We start from the raw sequence: 17331 nt of genomic DNA on the forward strand, positions 1-17331 counted from the left end.
GTACGGTGGTGTGAGAGGTCGGTAATTAAAATTACCTCCTACTCGATTAATTTACTTTTCGATATCCATAAGCAAAATAAATAATAATTCCGATTGCGAACCAAGCGAGAAAAGCAATCCAAGAGTTAATGCTTACTTGAGTCATCAGGAGGATACATAAAATGACTGATAAAATTGGTATCCACGGATAAAGTGGGACTTTAAAATCACTTTTGGGGACATCAGTTCGGTGTCTTAGTTTGATAATTCCATAAGCAACAAAAGTAAATGACAATAAAGTACCGATATTAACCAAACTAGTTAATTCCTTTAATGAAACGAAGCCACCTAATAAAATGGCTAAGATAGTAATGGCATTCAAGGAAAGGATAGGCATTTTGGCTTTTTCATCAATCTTACCAAAGGCATTTGGAATCATTCCGTCACGTCCTAATGCATAAATTAATCTGGAACCACCGTAAACGGTATTAAGCATCATAGTGAACATACCTGCCAAAGCTCCAATAGTGATCAGAAAAGCAGCCTTACCCAACTTGACACTGGTTAGGGCGTAGACTACAGGATCGGAAAAATTCAAATCTTGGTAATTCACCATTCCAGTTAGAACGGCCGAAAAAATAACGTATAATACGGCACAAACGGTTAAAGAGACCATAATACTGATAGGGATATTTTTTTGTGGATTTTTGACCTCCGGAGCTGAAGATGGAATAACGTCAAATCCTAAGTAGGCAAAGAAGACGAGGGCAGCTCCCTTAACGACTCCAAAACCGCCCATGGGGAAATAGGGATGATAGTTTTCTGGTTTGATATAAAAAATTCCAATAACAATAAAAGCGATAATAACAGACAATTTTACGAAAACCATTACAGTATTCATTCGGGCAGATGCTTGAATGCCACGGCGAAATAACAGATAAATTAAAATTAAAACGATAATGGATGGTAAGTTGATGAAGGTTCCCTTGGCAGGATCAAAAGGTCCAATAACGGCTTTAGGTAAAATTACTCCAAAACTATTAAAGAGACTGACGAAATAGGCCGAGAATCCGGAAGAAACTGCAGAAACTCCTAAAATATACTCTAAACAAAGGGCCCAGCCGATCAACCAACCTGGAAATTGTCCAAAAATAATACTGCCATATGAGTAGGTACTACCAGCGACGGGGAAAGTTGAAGATAATTCAGCAAAGCACATAGCTGTTAAGATACAGACTACCGCTGCTAAAATGAATGAAATGGTAATTGCTGGCCCAGCTGTTCCATATGATACGATTCCTGGTAGGATAAAAATCCCTGTACCGATAATGGCTCCGATACCCATTGAAATAAGATTTCCACGGGTGAGAGTTTTTTCAAAATGAGAATCACCCGCTGCAAATTTATTAAAATCTGCTTTTTTAAATAACTTTTCTTTCATAATTAATTTAACCACCTAAATAAAGACAACTTGTCTAGATTACAGTTCTTAGAAAGTTGTTGTCAATAGGAGAATCCGTGGAAAATAAAAATAGCCCTCTTTTGAGAGGACTATCGATTATTAACAAAGATTAATTACTTTAATTTTGATGCAGCAGCTTCATCAATGATAAGAGTTACATCAGGATGGTTTTGTAATGCACTAGCTGGACAGTCTTCTGTAACAGGGCCATCAACAGTAGCAGCAATAGCATCAGCTTTGTTTTCACCATAAGCTAGAAGAATGATCTTCTTAGCTTTCATGATTGAACCGATACCCATTGAGTAAGCAAAACGTGGAACGTCTTTTTCATCTGCGAAGAAACGTGTGTTAGCTTCGATAGTTGATTCTGTCAAGCCAACTTTTCTTGTCTTACCATCAAGTGGTGAACCTGGTTCGTTAAAACCAATGTGACCATTTCTACCAATACCAAGAATTTGAAGATCAATAGGATTGTCTTCAACAATTTTATCGTAATCTGATGTAGCAGCGTCAGCATCAGGATTTGAACCATCAGGAACGTATGAATTCTTGAAAGGTTTCTTGTTGAAGAGGTGTTCCTTCATGAAGTAGTGGTAACTTTGATCGTTGTCTGGTTGAAGACCAACATATTCATCCAAGTTAACTGAAGTAACATTAGAGAAATCAATATCGCTACTTGTCATTTCATTGTAAAGTGTAATTGGGCTACTACCTGTAGCAAGGCCTAAAACCTTGGCACCATTTTCTAGATCGTTCTTAACGATGTTAAAGGCTTCTTTACCACCCATTTTTGTATCTGTAACTTTGATAATGTTCATCTTATTAATCTCCCATCTCTGTCTTTCTGGTCTAGTCCAATCTAATTCATTTTCAGTAAATTGTCAATAAAATATAGTCATTAAATAAAATTTTTTTAAAAATCGTGAGAAACAATGCAAAATCTTCACAAATTAGGTATATTTTTTAATATAAGAGTAAATACCAAAAAGAGGCAGAATAAATTTGGAAAAAATATTATCTACGTCTGAGGGCAGTGTAAATACAAACTTAATCGGGGATGTTGATGGAGAAAATATCATCGTTCTTTTACCAGGAATTAACGGTTCAGCTGAGTATTTCAATGAAATAATTCCCTATTTAAAAGACAAATATACAGTTGTTGCGCTTGATCTATTAGGTCAAGGGAAATCAACTAAGACTAAAAACGAACACTATACGATTGATTCTGAGGCCTGGAATTTGCTTGAGGCCATGGCACGTTTAAAGATAACTAGAAAGCTGGTTGTCTTTGGTTATGGTGTTGGAGGATTGGTTGCCGTTAATATGGCAGAATTACGTGGTTTTACCATTTCTAAACTAATCTTACTAAATACACCTGCCAACGAAAACTATGCCGCTATGGACGCCTCATCGTCTGTTGCTAGCATTCCCCTAATAGGCAAGTTAGCCAAATCACCTGTCAAAGCCAGTTTATACTTTGACAAGGGATTTGATCGCAATAGTTTGAAGAATCCTAAAGTAGTTGATGAAGCTGCTAATATGGTCGACCACAAGACAGTTAAAAAGTTTGAAAAGATGGCAACAGATTATCTTGAAGAAAAGGCTTTGAATAAACGTCTTCGTGCCGTGAAGATACCAACCTTGGCCATGTATTCTGATGGTGATCAAGTTTTAACTGAAAAAGGCGTTAAAGATGCTAAAGCTACTATCGGGCGTGTACCCGATTTAAAACTTGAAGATATCAAGGGTACCGGTCATTTAGCTATGATGGAAAAACCTGAAGAAATTGCTAAAAAAATTATTGAATTTGATGAAACAACTGTTAAAACAGAAGAAGAATAAAAAAATACTCCAGAGAATTCTGGAGTATTTTTTTGTCCTTTACTACGGAATTAAGAGTGATAAAGTCTAAGCAGATAGTAATTCGGAGGAGCGTTATGAAAAATATTCGGTTATTCATGTTAGCTTTGACCATTATCGTAGGAATAACTATGTCATTAACAGTCGTTAAGGCTGCGGGTATGGGTGGCCCAAATACGGGTGACTATGTCTATGAGGATCAAGAATATATTACCAATGCACAGTATGATAAATTAGCAGATATTAATGATAATATTTTTTCAGGTGTTAGTCCTCAACGGTTATATGTGCTGATTTTTAATAATACTTCTGATGTGAACTATTTTAATGGCGTCAATGATATTTCGGATATTATGAGTAAATCTCGACGGATTGATTCGACGATTGTTGGTAAAACAGGAGAGGCTTTGTACGGATCAAGTCACTATTTTGATTTGGAAAGTGATACTGATGAAAATGAATCCTTAGATATAGATAATAATTATTTAATTATGGATCTGCAGAATAATAAAGTTTATCTAAATCCGAGTTTGCAGGGCAGTTTATATTTAACCGACTTGATGTTTTGGCAGGCCCAAATTGGGTTAGCCTCTAAACTACGTTCAAAGAATACTGATACGAAAGTCGCAGCTCTGTTTCAATTAGCAGGCAAACTGGAACCAAAATTGAAGACAGTTTCTGAGAATAAAAAAATGCTTAAATCGACCGATTATTATGATGTTCAACAAGTAGTTGATACTATTTTGATGGTTCTTGGAGTTATTATTGTGATAATCGTTTGGATCATAATTCATCGAATCAACAAAAATAAACCACATCATGGTGGCGGTGGCTCGGACTTGGGTAATTCTGACTATGATGAAGGGTTTGATGAAGGTTATTACATGGGTAGTAATGATCCGTTTATGTAAAAATTTGCTGGAGGTATGATCTTGAATTTAAAAGAACATCAACAATGGTTAACTGAATTTTATAAAAAACGTGGTTGGTATCAATATCCAACGTTTGTTCATTTAAATTTTATGACTGAAGAGGTTGGCGAATTATCGCGTGCAGTCAGAGCGATTGAAATAGGTCGTGATCATCCAGGGGAGATGAAGAAAACTCCAGAAGAATTGCAAGATAACCTGGAAGAAGAATTAGCTGATGTCATGGATCAAGTTTTAATGATTAGTAGTAAGTATGATGTTGATCCAGAAATATTGCTAAAACGAAGTGAAAGTAAGCTAACGAGACGTTTTAAAAAATAAAAAAGCGGCCTATGATGCGGTCGCTTTTTGTGTGGGCTGTTTAATTTTTACGGGTTTGATTAGGAATCTATTTTTTTGAGAACTGGCAACAGGAACGTACTTTTTACCATCTTTATAGACAAATTGTATAACGTCGTAATTATTATCGAGTTTTTTGGCTTGAGTAGAAATTATTTTTTGAATGGAGTAAATATACATCTTTTGATCTTCCTGAGCATTACCAGCCTGAACTGCTTCAAAAGAAGTCTTCATATACTTTTGTGTCTGCTTATCAGTCAATTTAACAATAATAACCGTGTGGGGATGCTTGCTGGTACTGTCGTTGATATTATTTTCTTCCTTGACGGCTACGACACGTCCATTCTGGTTAAAGCTTTTATCAAGGGATTTTTTGATGCTTTTGTATTCAGTTTTAGGCTGACTGGCAGTTGGATTAGTTGCTTTACCTGTGTTTTTTAGAGTTAAGACAGATAGTAAAATGGCAAAAATCACCACCCCAATGATTGAAATAATTAGATACTTTTGATTGATGGGATCCCGTTGTTTTCCATGCATATTAAAGCCCCTATTTACTTATAATTAATAGAGAAATTATAACATAAGGAACTTTTTCGTTCTTTTATGAAGATTAGGTTAGTATAAAAATTCCGCTCTCCGCAAGGAAGGAAAAATGGTTGGAACATAGCGGGCACAACTTGGAGCCTTTTGTTCCGAAAGTCTTCAAGCTTGGCCTTTTCCTAATCCGGCAAAAACTGCCGAATAAGGAAAATTTCGCTATTGAACCATTTTTTCTTCCTTACTCCGAGCTAGTGCTTTTTTGTTTAAAAGGTAGCTACTAAAATTTAAATTTGTTTAGAAAATACCAACCCAAGCGCCTAAAATACTGATAACTGCGATACCACCGATAATTGCTAGTGGCTTAGCACCTTTATTGAGCAACCAATAGATGATACCAAAAGCTCCTAAAGGTAGCAGACCGGGCATAATCTGATTTAAAATTGTTTGTATTTTAATAGTCTCTGCACCAGTACCATATTTCAAAGGAATGGTAATTGAAACCATTGAAGCGGTCATAGCACCGATAACCATTAAACCCAAAATTGCGGCACCAAAGGTAAGATTTTCCATCATACCATTGGCTTGAATCTTTTGTAGAAATCCAGCCCCTAGTTTATAACCCCAGTTATTGCACAACCATCTGAGAATAATTGTTGGGATATTGAATACTAATAAGAATAGGATAGGCCCTAAAATGTTACCTTTGATTGCTAGAGCTGTTCCAATACCGGTAGCAAGTAATCTCAAAGTCCCCCAAAAGAATGAATCGCCAATACCAGCTAAGGGTCCCATTAGTGAGGCTTTAATAGTATCAATTGAGGATTCATCAAAATCTTCATCGTTTGCGTTTTGTTCTTCCATAGCGGATACGATCCCAGTAATAAAAGTAACAATGAAGGGTGTAGTATTGAAGAAACCTAAGTGACGCTTTAAGGCTTTGGACATTTTATCCTTGTTATTGCCGTAGAGTTTTTTTAGTACAGGAATCATAGCGTAGGTAAAGCCAAGATTCATTTGACGCTCGTAGTTCCAAGAGAACTCCATTTGCATGGAACGCCAGAATACTTTGTTTAAATCTTTTTGTGTAACTTTCTTTTTGTCTTTAGAAGTCATCGTCATTATTTTCACTCCCACTTTCACTTATATTCTCATTTGTATTATTAATAGCTACTTTTGCAGTTTTGTGAGAACGCATAATTTGAACCATGATTACTGCTAGGATTGCACCAAAAATTGCTATCCCAGTTAAAGGGATTTTTAAATAAGCGAACAGTGCAAATCCTAAGAAGAAATAGGGAACAACTGATTTTGTCATAATAACTTGAGCTAACATTGCAAAACCTAAGGCGGGAATGATACCTGTTGCTACAGTTAAACCGTGTTGAACAAAAGTAGGGATTAGATTCAATAGTAATTTAACAGCATTACTTCCTACGGAAAACGAAGCAGCAACAACGATAGCTAACATTAATGCAAGACCAAACCCGGCAATATAATGCATTCGTTGGACACCATTTGCATCACCATCATCCGCATATTTACCGGCCTTATTTGATAAGTAAGGAATAAAAATACCTAAATAAAGATTTTTTAAAATTAATGCTAGTGTGGCAATCGGTAATGCCAAAATTAATGCTGCTGAAGTTGCAGCATGTGATGAAATGGCAAAAGCAACTCCTAAAATACCACCTGTAATAACCTTTGGAGGAATTGAAGCCCCAACAGAGAACATACCAATAAATGCTAATTCTAACGTTGCACCCATGATAATACCGGCTTTTAGATCTCCCATAACTAAACCAACTGCTACACCAGTTACGATTGGACGTGAGATCATACTGTCGCCAGTTGCATAATCAAGTTGAGCAACAAAAGCAATTATCCCTAATAATAGTGCTTGCATTTTAAAACACCCCTTTATTTAATTAATTTTTGAACTGGTATGGCTTTATCGCCAGGTACCTGTCTTAGTTCAACCTCAATGCCATCCGCTATTAATTGCTTAAGTTGTTCCTCCTCTTCAGGCAAAAGATTAACAGCTTTAGTAAGGTTACGAGTCCCCTCTCGAACCTTCATGCCACCCAGGTTAATGTGTTTAATCTCGGGATATCCGTGCTGAAGTTTTACGGCATCTTCCACGTTACCAACGATGACAAACATTGTTAGATCATTGGTTTTTCCACTTTTTAAAGTAGCAATAGCATCGTCAACTGTCTTAATGGCCAATTTAACTCCTTGAGGTTTAGCCATTCTAATAATGCTACGTTGTGTATCATCAGTTGCTGCAGCATCATTTACAATCATAATGGCATCAACATTAAGTTCAGGGGTCCAAGCAAAAGCAACTTGTCCATGTAATAAGCGATGATCGATTCGTACTAATTTAATCATTAGAATCCTCCTTGAAATAATTGATTAATTAAAAAATGTGGTACCGTTCCCACATTAAAGTTAAGCGCTCTCAACGCGAACTTATCTTAACCCCATTGATTTTATTCTGTCAATAGTTTATATTTTTATTTGTGGTATCGCTCCCACTAATTAAAGTTACTCTCAACGAGGTGTTAATCACGAAAAAGAATGATATTACTATAAAAGAAATCTCAAAATTATCTGGTACATCAAAATCAACGGTATCTCGGGTTTTAAGTGGAACTGGTTATGTCTCAACTGAAAAAAGACAGGCTATAGAGAAGGTTATTCAAGAAACCAACTATCGCCCTAATATGATTGCGCGTAGTTTACAATCCAAACAAACTAAGACACTAGCTATAATCTTGCCTGATGTTAGTAACCCTTACTTTATTGGTTTGATTGAAGAAATTGAACGGGTCAGTGAAGGTTATGGATATACGCTGATTCTTATCAATACAATGTCAACTGGGGCTGATAAAGTGAAAGCTAGTGATGATCCAGAAATCAAGGCACTTCATACGGTTCAAGAGAAACAAGTCGATGGTGCCATTATTATTGGTGGGGAGATTGATCACGTTAAAGTGAGTTCACAATATTTAAAGACCCTAAATCAATTAAATAAACATATTCCAATCGTTATTATTGGTCAAAAAATTGCTGATTGCGATGTTATTTTTGTGCAACGTCATATCAACACGGGAATGCGTTTAATTGTTCAGCATATTCTTTCATTAGGTTATCGAAAGATTGGTTTTTTAGGTGGTAAACCTGGTGTTCAAGTTACGGAACAACGCTTAGCCGAATTTAAAAGATTGGCTGATATGTACACGAATTACAGCGATAATAATGTTCTTTTAAATGATTATTATTTAAAAGATGGCTATCAAGGAATAGAACAGTTATTGGATCAGTCTGATTTGGATGCAGTAGTGGCTATTAATGATCGGGTTGCCCTAGGGGCTATTCGAAGGTTACATGAATTGGGGAAAATTGTTCCTAATGATATAGCAATAGGCAGTGCCGATCAATTCCCTGATAGTGATTATTACATTCCAAGTATTACAACAATTGATCAGCATAATAACTCTCTTGGAAAAATTGCCGTAGAACAATTGATTCGTAGCTTTAATAGTCAGCCACTTTTGACTGTTCAAAGTGATTTACCAGATCTTGTAATTCGAGAATCATGTGGTGAGAATAAATAAATTTAATATCATTTAATTTTATGATTAGCCATTATTTTAAAGGAGCTAATCAAATGAATAATCCAACAATGCTAACGTATATAAATAAAGAACAAGATGTTTTAACTGATATTTTAGAACAATACCCTCAAAATCTTGATATAGCTCTTAAAGGAATGCCAGTTGATCAAAGAGAGTGGCTGATTTTGGCAACGGGTTCAAGCATCAATGCTGCTATGAGTGCTAAATATTATGTTCAGAATATTACCGGAATTAAATTAAATATTGAGGAACCATATAACTACAGTCATTATGAGCAATTGGCAACAGCGAGTGAATTTGTCATTGGTGTTTCACAAAGTGGTCAAAGTACCTCAACAATTGAGGCGATTGAGGCTATCGAAAAAATAAAGTCGATTCATAGTATGGCTATTACTAGTATTCCGGGGACGGAAATCACTCAACACTGTGATACAACTTTGGATATTTTGACTGGTCGTGAACGTGTTGGTTACGTGTCTTTGGGATTTTCAGCCACAGTTTTGAATTTAATGTTATTAGGCTTGCGTGTTGCCAGAATAATTGGGAAAATAACGACCGATAAAGAACAAATTGAATTAAGAGAATTTAAAAAAATTGTCAATCAGATCAATGCCACAATTGCTCAGACGACAGAGTTTGCTGAAGCAAATGCGATTGATTTAGGCGCTGCATCACAATTCTCTGGAATTGCCTTTGGACCTATGGTCGGGATCATCAATGAATTAGAAACTAAGTTTACGGAAACGGTCCGTATCCCGACACATGGTTATGAATTAGAGGCTTATATGCATGGTCCATATTTGGCAGTCAATCCAGAGCACCGAATATTGTTTTTCAAAACCGCAGGAGCAAGTGATGTTGTAACTAAAATGTCCGAATTGTACAAATATGAACAGAAGTATACTGAACACGTATTTTTGGCTGACTTTACAGGGACAAAAGCTTCCAATCAAAATAACCTATCGTTACAAAAAGTAACTGATATTAATAAAACGCCTCTTTTGGGGGCTCCGGTCGTGCAAGTATTGGCATGGTACTTAACTAAGTATCACCAAATCGATTTATCACATTTGATTTTTAATGATTTTTCAGAAGCGGTTCATAATAAGACCCAAGTACAAGATTACGTTTAGGATTTTTAATATAAATATTTTGATGTGCTGATAGATTGACTAAAAATTAATTCTTTTCAATACTTTTACTGTAACCAAATAAGAAGAAAGTAGGAATTACTATGTCTTCACATCAAGCGTTATTAATTATTGATTATACAAATGACTTTGTAGCGGATAAGGGTACGTTAACATGTGGTAAAGCAGGTCAGGACTTGGAATCTAGTATCTTTGATCTGGCAGAGAATATGTATCAAAAAGGCAATCGTGTTTGGTTTCCAACTGATGTTCACAAGCCTAATGATCCTTATCATCCGGAAACAAAGCTCTTCCCTACACATAATGTTCGTGGAACTTGGGGACGGGAATTATATGGTGGTTTAAAGGATTGGTATAACGATCATAACGATGGTGAACAAGTGAAACTGTTTGATAAAACGCGTTACAGTGCTTTTGCAGGAACAGATTTGGATATCCGTTTAAGAGAAAGAAAAATCGATACATTACACTTAGTTGGTGTCTGTACCGACATCTGCGTCTTACATACGGCGGTAGATGCTTATAACTTGAATTACAAAATCATTATTCATAAAAGTGGAGTAGCTTCATTTGATCAAGCTGGTCATGAATGGGCATTAAGGCATTTTAAAAATAGTTTGGGTGCTGAAATAGTTTAAATAACAGACAAAAAGCTGAGGATTATTCCTCAGCTTTTTTAATGCTTTTTATTAGGTTCTCTTGTGTTTTTAACGCTACCTTCAGCTAAATATTGATCAGTGTGGTTACCAAGGAATAAAGGTACTTTTTCTTCAACGACATCACTGAATTCCAAGCCATACCAAAGTGCTGGTGGCAAGGTGATATTTTGCAAAAGTAACCGTCCACCAATCAGGAAGCGGTCAAGATTGCCCATATATTCTTGTGCGCCCAAGTCTTGAAATTGTTGATTTTGAATGACAAATTTGAAAGAACCAACACGACGTTTAGGAACAATCGAATAGGTTGGTGTTTGATCGTCAATGATATTTTGATCCAAAAGGCTATTAATGATCTGCCGGATATAAATATTAACGTGTTGAGACTTCTTAAAACCAAGGTTTAAGTGGACATTGACGACGTTTCTGGTATTCATCATGTCGATCGTGTAATTACATTCATAAGGTGCACTAGTTTGATTAACGGTGATGAACCAATAAACCTTAGCTCGTTTAGGATCCTGATCTAAAATCGAGTAAACACTAGAACGTTTGATGGAATAGTTTGGCCCCATTTTGATCATATAAACCAGATTGGTAGCGTAAGTTGGAATATTCTCATCAGTACTTAATTTCTCTAATTGGGGAATGAAGTCTAGCAGAGAAACATTTTCGCTTTCAGCAAGATAAGCATCACGACGCTTGTTTCCAAAGTACCAAATGACCATGATGGCCAAGATAGCTAGAGTGATTATAACGGTAACATAACCACCATGAATGAATTTGACTAAGCTTGAAAGTAGGAAGAGACTCTCTAGTGCAAAGAAAATTACTAAGAAGATATTAGCGACTATCGGATGCTTTTTCATAATTAAGAATTGATGGAGCAAGATGGTCGTCATTAGCATAGTCATCGTGATGGCTAAACCATAAGCGGCTTCCATGTGTTCAGAAGTACCAAAGCCCCAGACGATGCTGACCGTTATAGCACATAACATCCAGTTGACTGATTCGATATAAAGCTGGCTTTGAACTTTACCAGGAAATTTAACCTTTAAACGAGGTAAAATTTTAAGTCCAATTGCTTCCTGAACTAAGGTATAAGATCCAGTTATGAGGGCTTGAGAAGCGATGATAGCAGCCATAGTAGCGATAATAATGGCAAAAATTTTGAAATCTCCAGGTAACATTTCATAAAAAGGATTGATCCCAGAAATTTGGTTAAACTGTTTATTTTGATAATTAGAAATAACCCAGGAAGCTTGGCCAAAATAATTTAGCATTAACATTGTGTAGACAAAAGGCCAAGTAGCATAAATATTATGTTTACCAACTTGTCCCATATCGGCATAAAGAGCCTCAGCACCAGTTGTTGCTAGAAAGACGCTTCCCAGAATAAAGATACCAACTTTATTATCAGGGCTGAACAAAACTTTGACCGCATAGACAGGTGAGAGGGCTTTTAAGACACTTAAATTATTGGTTAGATTGAGAAGTCCAGTTACCCCAATGAAACCGAACCAGACTAACATAATGGGCCCAAAAGAACGACCAATTTTTTCAGTACCAAATTTTTGAATAATGAAAACTGATAAAAGAATGATGGAAACAATAATTAAAACCACGGACTGTTTATTTGAAAAGATAATATTTCCAAATTGCTGCCCCTTGATACCTTCAATAGCAGAAGTTACCGTTACAGCTGGGGTTAAGGTTCCATCTGCTAAAAGAGCGGAACCACCAATTAGAGCAGGAATAATCAACCATTTTCCTCGGGTGCGAACTAACGCATAAAGGGCAAAGATACCACCTTCACTGTTATTATCGGCCTTCATGGCTATTAAAACGTATTTGACTGTGGTAATAAGCATTAAGGTCCAAAAAATCAATGAAACACTGCCGAGAATATATTCTGGTTTAGCATCAGCCATCGTTCCGGCATTATTGATAATTGAATTCATAACATAGAGAGGTGAAGTTCCGATATCCCCGTAAACAATACCTAGGGTTATCAGCATCCCCAAAGTTGATAATGATGACATTCTCTTTTCCATGGGAACCTCCTTCAATAAAAAATCTGTTTATACAAAATCTATTATAAGGTTTAACAGGATATTTAAAAATAATTATGATTTTTAAAAGTTTAATTGGTATACATGAAATAAAAAACGTAATACAATACTGAAAACAACAAGAAAACTTTGAATGAAAAGAATGTGATGACTATGAATATAGTGTTTATGATACTTTCGTCAATATTGGTCTGGTTAATGGTTCCAGGAATAGCTGTTTTTTATAGTGGATTCGTCCCACACAAAGACGTAACTAGAATTTTATTTAATAGTTTTCTTATGTTCGGGTTAGCGGGTTTATTATGGATTGTCATAGGGTTTTCAGTTTCATTTGAAGGTAATACTTTAGGGATCATTGGTGATTTTAAACATTTATTTCTGTCCGGGATAGACTTATCGTCTACGTATGGCACAACGGGATTACCAACTTCAGTTTATGCACTCTTTCAGATGATGTTTGCTATTTTGACACCGGCACTATTTTTAGGGGCGGTCGCTAGTCGGGTCAGAATCAGGTTTATTATTTTATTTGTGATTTTATGGTCATTGTTTATCTATTATCCTTTGGCTCATATCGTCTGGTCTTCAACCGGTTTCTTAGCCAAAATGGGCGTACTTGATTTTGCTGGGGGAACGGTGATCCATATAGATGCTGGTATTACAGCATTGATTTTAGCAGTGACTTTGCGAGAACCATATAAATATAATAATGAACAAGTACAAGGAAATCCTTTATGGATCTTGATGGGAACTGTTTTACTTTGGATCGGTTGGTATGGCTTCAATGCCGGCAGTGCTCTAAGTGTTAGTTCACAGGCAATTAATGCATTTTTTACTACCACGATAGCGGCTTGTTCCTCTTTGATAACTTGGATCGTATTGGAAGAAATTTTTAAATCAAAAGTTACTTTAAGTGGTATTTGTACCGGAAGTATCTGTGGCTTAGTTGGGATAACTCCGGGAACTGGGTATGTAACTATTTGGGGTTCTTTTATTATCGGGATAATATCCGCTTTGGGTAGTTATTATTTTATGAATTATTTGAAATATAAATTGCATTTGAATGATTATTTAGATATCTTCGGATGTCATGGTGTCAGTGGGATAATTGGTTCAATTTGTGTTGGATTGTTCGCAACTAAATCCGTCAATAACAATGTTATAACTAATGGTTTATTTTATGGCGGAGGTTTGAAATTACTAGGCTTACAATTATTTGGTGTGATTTTCACGATAATCTTTGTTTCAATTGTTGGTGTTGTAATTATTACTGGCTTAAAGAAACTTTTCAAGAATCAAGTCGGTATCAAACAAGAATCATTAAGTTTGGCCTAAATAAAAAATAAAAGACCCCTTAAGGAGTCTTTTATTTTTGGGGGTGACGCGTATTTCGATCACGTTTAGGTTCATTATTAGTTTTTAACGATTGAATCTCATTTTCGATTTCACTTAAAACTTCAATTTGCATCTTTTGAATATCGAGAATATGGGGCCATTGGACTTCATTTAACTGGTCGAGTTTTTGATGTAGGATACGAATTTCCATTTCAGATTTCATATTGGTCTTATAATCATTTTCAGAGTCAAAACGATCACGTTCAGCGGAACGGTTCTGGCTCATCATGATGATAGGAGCTTGTATGGCGGCCACACAGCTCAAAAATAGATTAAGTAGTATAAATGGATAGGGATCAAAATTAATGCCAAAGAGGTGCACGATATTGATCGTCATCCAAACAACTAGGATAACGACGAAGGTAATGATGAAGCCCCAACTACCACCAAATTTGGCCACAGCATCAGCTAATCTTTGACCGGTCGTTCTTTTTCCATAAACTGTATCATTGATATTAGTAATAACATAGGTGTCCTTTTCAAGTTCTCGTTGGAGTTTAGCACCCATGTCTTGATCGACTTTTAAGTCCTGATCAATAATAGTTTGCATTCGGGCGAGTCGTAATTTTTGCATATCTTTTAAGCAAATAAATGATGATTCTTTGGCATAACTATTGGTTTTTAAAACTTGCTCTTTTAACAAGTCACTTAAATCTCGCAGAAATAAACCTTCCATTAATGTGAAACGGTTGCCACAAATTGCACAGATCTGATTTTTTTTAATTGCCATAGTTTACACCCCTTGTGTTTACAAGGATAAGTATAAGATATGAAAAAATTTAAATCAAAAGGTTCAATTAATGAAGTGAGAAATAGAACAGATGACCAGACAATTTGTAAAAAAGCAAAAAAAAACTCCCTCAGGGAGTTTTTTTAGATTAATTAAATAGTTCCTTTTTTAATAGCAGTTTTAATACCAGCAATTTCCATAATTCCACGATCAGCTGATAGATGTTTGAGTAGAGAAGCGATTGGGCCCTTGAATTTAAGGTTCTTATCGGTAATTTCAGCAATACCATGATTTTGACCTAATGAAGCAACTGTTCCCATTGAGTGGTAAAGGAATGGTTTCAATTCTTTGCCATTTAATGCGGCAGAGATATTAAAGGCAGCACCAGCACCTTCAGCAGTAGCTAATTGACCTGTTGTTGGATAAGGACGTTCTGCACCCTTAGGAATAATAGCTGAATCATCACCAACAAAGAAAGCTTCTGGATGTGCTTCAAGATTCAAAAACTCAGTTGTCATAACACGATTTCTACGAGCCTCGATACCTGAATTATTAATAACGTCACTACCACTGACACCAACAGTCCAAAGAATTGTACTACCAGCAACACTCTTTTCAGTATCGCCATCCATGTAGATAACAGACTTAGGTTCGATCTTCTTAATCTTAGCTCCAGTTAAAAGTTTGATACCATTCTTGTCGAGATAATCAACGGCATAGCTAGCAAGATTTTCATCAAACATAGGCAAAATTCTTGTGGCCATTTCTAGACAAGTAACTTTGATTTCAGGTACCTCATATTTGGCTTTGAGAATCTTAACGGTATCAACTAATTCACCAAGAATTTCAACACCGGTAAAACCAGCACCACAGACAACGATACTTAAGTCGGCAGGGTCTTGTGATTTTTTATAATTAGCAATGTTTTCATTTATCTTTTTATAAATATTTTGAGCTGTTTCAAGGTCTTGAAGGATCAAGGCATTCTCACTAGCGCCCTCAAGTCCGAAGTCTTCAGAACGGAAACCTAATGAAACAACGATGTAGTCATATTGAATATCATCGTGGTCAGAGAATTCAACTGTTTTGTTATCTAAATCGAGTTTAGAAACAGTTGCTTTGATGAAGTTAACATTTGAAGGAAGAACTGAACGGACGTCAAAACTTACTGCATCGGCGCGGTTAGTTCCTGCTGCAATAGTGTGTAAAGCTGTTTTTTCAACATGTTTTTCATTTTTATCAATCAAATCAATTTGTGTTCCGGCTGGGGTGTCTTTAGCTAAATCACGAGCAGCTCTTAAACCACCATAGCCAGCGCCTAGTACTAAAATGTGTGCCATAATTAACCTTCTCCTTCTGTACCTAAATTAGATGTTTACGTTATCATTATATATCGTTCAGCAATTTAGAGGAAACCATATGCTACAAAGGATTTTTACTAATTGAGTGTTTTAGGAAAAATGGTGCAATAATCGTGATTAAAATGATACTAATAATGACTGTAGAATAGTATTCTTCAGATAATAAATGGACGCCATAGCCTACTTGAGCAACAATTAAGGCCATTTCACCACGTGATATCATACCCGAACCGATCACATAAGAGTCCTTCATATCAAAACCAGAAATTCGAGCTCCGAATCCGGCGCCTAAGAGTTTTCCGATAATTCCTGTGAGGGTAAAGAGAATTATTAGCCAGAAATTATGAATAAAACTAGTGAATTCTAGATTCAAACCAATACTGATAAAGAAAATAGGAATAAAAACAGCGTAACCAATCATTTCGATATTCTGACTGATTTTTTTATTGTAATCGTTCGAGTTGGAAACAGCGATACCGGCAACAAAGGCTCCTAGAACGGAATCTAACTGGACTTTATCGGCAACATAAGCCATTACAAAACAAATGACCAATGCAAAAATTGTTGGCGCATGAGTAGCCTCGACATATTCCGATAGTTTCATTAATTCGGGGATAACCCATTTATGAAGTACAACGACTAAAACAGCGAAGAAAATCCAAAGACCTAATAAAAGTAAAAGTTTGTTGAGTGAAAAATTACCTGTTAAAGTTCCAGACATCACACTCAAAATTGAAATCGCTAGAATATCATCAGCAACCGCGGCACCTAGAATAACCGTTCCCGAAGTACTCGATAGGTAATTTAAACTTTTGAGAACTTCTACAGAAATTGAAACGGAGGTAGCAGCAAAAACTACGGACATAAAAATACTTTCTTTTAGATTAATTCCGAAAATAAGGGCAGTACCTAATGTTAAAGCAACTGGAAGAATAACCCCACAGATAGCGACATTAATACTTGGTAAAAGATGTTTGCGTAATAATTTTAGGTCACTTTCCAAGCCGGCCAAAAACATTAATAGAATAACTCCAATATCGGCAAATAGTTCAACCTCATGAGTTGGTCTAACAATGTTCAAGACACCTTTGCCCAAGATAACTCCTAGAATCAATTGACCAACGACTGCAGGGAGATTGAGTTTATTGAAAATGTGGCTGACGATCAGTGTTAAAAAAAGCATTAATGCTAAAAGGGTTAAAAATTCCATGGCAGA

At 36.0% G+C, this 17331-nt stretch carries 17 protein-coding genes; 7 read left to right on the plus strand and 10 right to left on the minus strand.

The features are described from left to right. Positions 1-46 precede the first annotated feature (46 nt). Positions 47-1420: an amino acid permease gene (locus tag IV57_RS07890; RefSeq protein WP_057880977.1), complete on the minus strand. Its 1374-nt coding sequence runs from the start codon at positions 1418-1420 to the stop codon at positions 47-49. Positions 1421-1554: 134 nt separating this feature from the next. Beyond that, positions 1555-2259, minus strand: coding sequence for a glucosamine-6-phosphate deaminase (gene nagB, locus IV57_RS07895; RefSeq protein WP_057880978.1), 705 nt, complete (start codon positions 2257-2259; stop codon positions 1555-1557). Between the two features lie 184 nt (positions 2260-2443). Between nagB and IV57_RS07900 the strand changes: the two genes are divergently transcribed. The 3 genes from IV57_RS07900 (at position 2444) to IV57_RS07910 (ending at position 4551) form a co-directional block, all read left to right on the plus strand. Then, positions 2444-3283 (plus strand): alpha/beta fold hydrolase, encoded by an 840-nt coding sequence (locus tag IV57_RS07900; RefSeq protein WP_057880979.1) that lies wholly within the window; start codon positions 2444-2446, stop codon positions 3281-3283. Between the two features lie 95 nt (positions 3284-3378). Beyond that, positions 3379-4212 carry a hypothetical protein gene (locus IV57_RS07905; protein WP_057880980.1) on the plus strand — a complete coding sequence of 278 codons (834 nt, stop codon included), beginning with the start codon at positions 3379-3381 and terminating at the stop codon, positions 4210-4212. Positions 4213-4227: 15 nt separating this feature from the next. After that, entirely contained in the window at positions 4228-4551 is a 324-nt protein-coding gene (locus tag IV57_RS07910) for a MazG nucleotide pyrophosphohydrolase domain-containing protein (RefSeq protein ID WP_420806324.1), read from the plus strand. A 9-nt stretch (positions 4552-4560) separates the two neighbouring features. Here the strand turns inward: IV57_RS07910 and IV57_RS07915 are convergent, their stop codons facing one another. From IV57_RS07915 to IV57_RS07930, 4 genes are all read right to left on the minus strand, one after another. Further along, positions 4561-5106 (minus strand): hypothetical protein, encoded by a 546-nt coding sequence (locus tag IV57_RS07915; protein WP_057880982.1) that lies wholly within the window; start codon positions 5104-5106, stop codon positions 4561-4563. Between the two features lie 297 nt (positions 5107-5403). Beyond that, the gene (locus IV57_RS07920; protein ID WP_057880983.1) at positions 5404-6228 is read right to left on the minus strand and encodes a PTS system mannose/fructose/sorbose family transporter subunit IID; all 825 of its coding nucleotides are present in this window, start codon (positions 6226-6228) and stop codon (positions 5404-5406) included. Then, positions 6212-7012 (minus strand): PTS mannose/fructose/sorbose/N-acetylgalactosamine transporter subunit IIC, encoded by an 801-nt coding sequence (locus tag IV57_RS07925; RefSeq protein WP_057880984.1) that lies wholly within the window; start codon positions 7010-7012, stop codon positions 6212-6214. Before IV57_RS07925 ends, IV57_RS07920 begins: the two co-directional genes overlap by 17 nt. 14 nt (positions 7013-7026) lie before the next feature. Then, entirely contained in the window at positions 7027-7500 is a 474-nt protein-coding gene (locus tag IV57_RS07930; protein WP_057880985.1) for a PTS sugar transporter subunit IIB, read from the minus strand. Positions 7501-7670: 170 nt separating this feature from the next. Between IV57_RS07930 and IV57_RS07935 the strand changes: the two genes are divergently transcribed. From IV57_RS07935 to IV57_RS07945, 3 genes are all read left to right on the plus strand, one after another. Further along, positions 7671-8729, plus strand: a complete 1059-nt coding sequence (locus tag IV57_RS07935) for a LacI family DNA-binding transcriptional regulator (RefSeq protein WP_057880986.1) — start codon at positions 7671-7673, stop codon at positions 8727-8729. Positions 8730-8782: 53 nt separating this feature from the next. Further along, positions 8783-9883: an SIS domain-containing protein gene (locus IV57_RS07940; protein WP_057880987.1), complete on the plus strand. Its 1101-nt coding sequence runs from the start codon at positions 8783-8785 to the stop codon at positions 9881-9883. Positions 9884-9984: 101 nt separating this feature from the next. Next, positions 9985-10539 carry a cysteine hydrolase family protein gene (locus tag IV57_RS07945; RefSeq protein WP_057880988.1) on the plus strand — a complete coding sequence of 185 codons (555 nt, stop codon included), beginning with the start codon at positions 9985-9987 and terminating at the stop codon, positions 10537-10539. Positions 10540-10577: 38 nt separating this feature from the next. Here IV57_RS07945 and IV57_RS07950 read toward each other — a convergent pair whose 3' ends face one another. After that, a complete protein-coding gene (locus IV57_RS07950) occupies positions 10578-12611 on the minus strand; it encodes a KUP/HAK/KT family potassium transporter (protein ID WP_057880989.1) in 2034 nt (677 codons plus the stop codon). 186 nt (positions 12612-12797) lie between these two features. Between IV57_RS07950 and IV57_RS07955 the strand changes: the two genes are divergently transcribed. Then, positions 12798-13964 carry an ammonium transporter gene (locus IV57_RS07955; protein WP_269083224.1) on the plus strand — a complete coding sequence of 389 codons (1167 nt, stop codon included), beginning with the start codon at positions 12798-12800 and terminating at the stop codon, positions 13962-13964. 31 nt (positions 13965-13995) lie between these two features. Here IV57_RS07955 and IV57_RS07960 read toward each other — a convergent pair whose 3' ends face one another. The 3 genes from IV57_RS07960 to IV57_RS07970 all read right to left on the minus strand — a co-directional run bounded on the left by IV57_RS07960 (position 13996) and on the right by IV57_RS07970 (position 17325). Beyond that, on the minus strand, positions 13996-14754 hold the full coding sequence (locus tag IV57_RS07960; RefSeq protein ID WP_057880991.1) for a DUF1003 domain-containing protein: 759 nt from the start codon (positions 14752-14754) through the stop codon (positions 13996-13998). A gap of 152 nt (positions 14755-14906) precedes the next feature. Further along, entirely contained in the window at positions 14907-16094 is a 1188-nt protein-coding gene (locus IV57_RS07965; protein WP_057880992.1) for an NAD(P)/FAD-dependent oxidoreductase, read from the minus strand. 82 nt (positions 16095-16176) lie between these two features. Then, the gene (locus IV57_RS07970) at positions 16177-17325 is read right to left on the minus strand and encodes a cation:proton antiporter (protein ID WP_057880993.1); all 1149 of its coding nucleotides are present in this window, start codon (positions 17323-17325) and stop codon (positions 16177-16179) included. Positions 17326-17331: the final 6 nt, after the last annotated feature.

The organism is Companilactobacillus kimchiensis (genome assembly GCF_001438805.1).
Lineage (GTDB): Bacteria > Bacillota > Bacilli > Lactobacillales > Lactobacillaceae > Companilactobacillus > Companilactobacillus kimchiensis.